At 46.2% G+C, this 2,381-nt stretch carries 2 protein-coding genes; both read left to right on the top strand.

The genetic code is table 11. The features are described from left to right. The first annotated feature begins 150 nt into the window (after positions 1 to 150). Positions 151 to 1,578: an IS21 family transposase gene (gene istA / locus PVE40_RS12610; protein WP_274732282.1), complete on the top strand. Its 1,428-nt coding sequence runs from the start codon at positions 151 to 153 to the stop codon at positions 1,576 to 1,578. Beyond that, on the top strand, positions 1,578 to 2,306 hold the full coding sequence (istB, locus tag PVE40_RS12605; RefSeq protein WP_086990949.1) for an IS21-like element helper ATPase IstB: 729 nt from the start codon (positions 1,578 to 1,580) through the stop codon (positions 2,304 to 2,306). Before istA ends, istB begins: the two co-directional genes overlap by 1 nt. The last annotated feature ends 75 nt before the right edge of the window (positions 2,307 to 2,381 follow it).

Below are 2,381 nucleotides of genomic sequence, written 5' to 3'. Positions count from 1 at the left end.
TGTTTGTGGCAAGATAAACGTACATACAATTGCAGCGCAAAAGTACATAGCTCCGCAAGCAGCTTAGGGTAAAATAAAAAGCCATTGCGGGCGTCCTGAAATTCCTCTAAAGTTATAGTTCCGACACTGTAACTGGAGGTAAGAAAGGGAATGCTCGCAATGACCGATATTAATACTATCAGAAATCTACGAAACAATCACGATAAATCTATTCAACACATAGCTGACGAATTGGAAATTAACTGGCGCACCGCAAAAAAGTATGCAGATGAGGATCTTTTTCCTGAGCCGAAGGTCCGAAAGAAAACGGGCATGATGTATGTGGAACACTGGGGAGGCATCGTTGCTCTCTGGCTTTCTGAAGATTCTAAGCTCCCGAAGAAGAAGCGTAGGACCGTTGACTTTATGACTAAAGAATTGAAGAACCAGGGGTTCCCCGGTTCGTATCGCACGGTTTGTGATTTCGTTAGGGACTGGAAAGCCACTCACTACGTTGAAGCCAATGAAGATCAGGGCTTTGAGCGTTTGGAACATCCTCCGGCGGAAGCGCAGCTGGATTTTGGCACCATGGAGGTCTGCCATGAAGGAGCCTTTAAGGATATCAAAGCACTCGTGATGTCTTTTCCATATAGTAACGGCGGATTTGCGGTGGCATTACCAGCGGAGAATCAAGAGTGTCTACTTGAAGGAATGAAGGAGCTATTCCGACAAGTTGGCGGCGTCCCACGAAAAATTCGCATTGATAATATGTCTACGGCAGTAACGCAAGTAAAGTCGAAGACGGAACCAGCAGTGTTAACGGATGGTTTCCTGCAGTTCGCTACGCATTATGGGTTTGAGACACAGGTGTGCAACCCTAGAAGCGGAAATGAAAAAGGCAGCGTAGAAAATAAAGTCGGCTATATTCGCTACAACTTCTTTCCGGCCACTCCAATCATGAAGGACTTCGCAAGCTTTAATGAGGCATTGGCGGTTCAATTAGCGAAAGACAGGGAACGCGTTCATTATGAGAAACATGTACTTATCAGTGAACTCTGGCTTGAGGAAAAAGCGGATCTTTTGGCATTGCCCGATGTCGCATATCCAGTCTTCAAGGAAATCGAAGTAAAAGCCAATAAGTACAACGAAATCAAGCTGGATGGCGAGCGAATCCATGTTCCTCGCGCCCGGAACCATTCTATCATCTACGGGCTGCTTCGCTTTGACTCCTATCAACTGGTTAGCACGGATGGTGAAATTATCGCTGAAGGCCCCCGGCCCTACATGATGAAGAAACGAGCGATTGACTGGCAAGCAATACTACTCGATTGGCGGCGCAAATTGCGTGCGATGCATTACTCTCGTTACTGGAAATATCTACCCGAACGCATCAAGCTCTATCTCAGCCATCCCGATTGGAAAGAACAGGCAAAGCGTGTAGATCAGCTTCTCGTTTTTCTCGTCACCAACGATATGTTAGGTATTGATCAGAACTTCTACGACCTTATCGGTTCTTCGAAAGAAGCGGATGCCTATGATGTGGATTGGAATGACTATGATGCATTTCTCAAGTCATCTAATGGGGAGGCGGTGAGTTGATGGAAACCGATCGTTTAGAAGAGGTCTGTAAGCAGTTGCGGCTCTCTCATATTCCTAGAGTCATTGGAACGGAGGGCTTTGAAACCAAAGAAGATTGGTTGCTATTCCTGTTGGAGAATGAATTGAAGTGCCGGGAAGAACTAAAGACGGCTCGGCTCTTCAAACAGGCCAAATTCCCTGTACGCCGGACTTTAGACAACTACGACTGGCATGATCATATCACGCTGCCAAATCCGACCACAAAGGAAGAGTTAATCAGCCTCTCCTTTATCCGCCAAAAAGAAAACGCCGTTTTCGTGGGTACCCCAGGAACTGGTAAGACGCATTTAGCTTGTGCTCTTGGCCAAATGGCCACGCATGCTGGTGTTGAAACACGCTTCTGGCGAGTCTCCGAATTGGTGGGAGAATTGGAGCGCCAATGGAAGAACAACACGTTGGAGATCTTCAAGCACCGCTTTGACAAGGTGAAGTTGGTTATCCTAGATGAGATGGGCTATGTGCCGTTCACTAAGGAAGGTGCCGAGTTACTCTTCCAGCTGATCAGTGATTGGTATGAAACGAAAAGTATCATCATCACCAGTAATTTGGAGTTCAGCCAATGGAATAAGGTGTTTATCGATACACGTTTGACGGCGGCATTGGTGGACCGCTTGATTCATCACGCACACATTTTAAGCTTCACCGGAGAGAGCTTCCGGCTCAAAAACGCTCTATCAAGACCAAAATAATCAGAGAAAAATTTCAGGCGCAAAGGTGTGTACTTTTTCTTTGCAATATTGTGTAGGAATGTCTTGCAAAACACA

Origin of the sequence: Jeotgalibaca caeni, assembly GCF_028863945.1 — a bacterium.
Taxonomy (GTDB): Bacteria; Bacillota; Bacilli; order Lactobacillales; family Aerococcaceae; genus Jeotgalibaca; species Jeotgalibaca caeni.
Note: the sequence above shows the minus strand (reverse complement) of the source record. Positions and strands in the feature narration are given on the sequence as shown.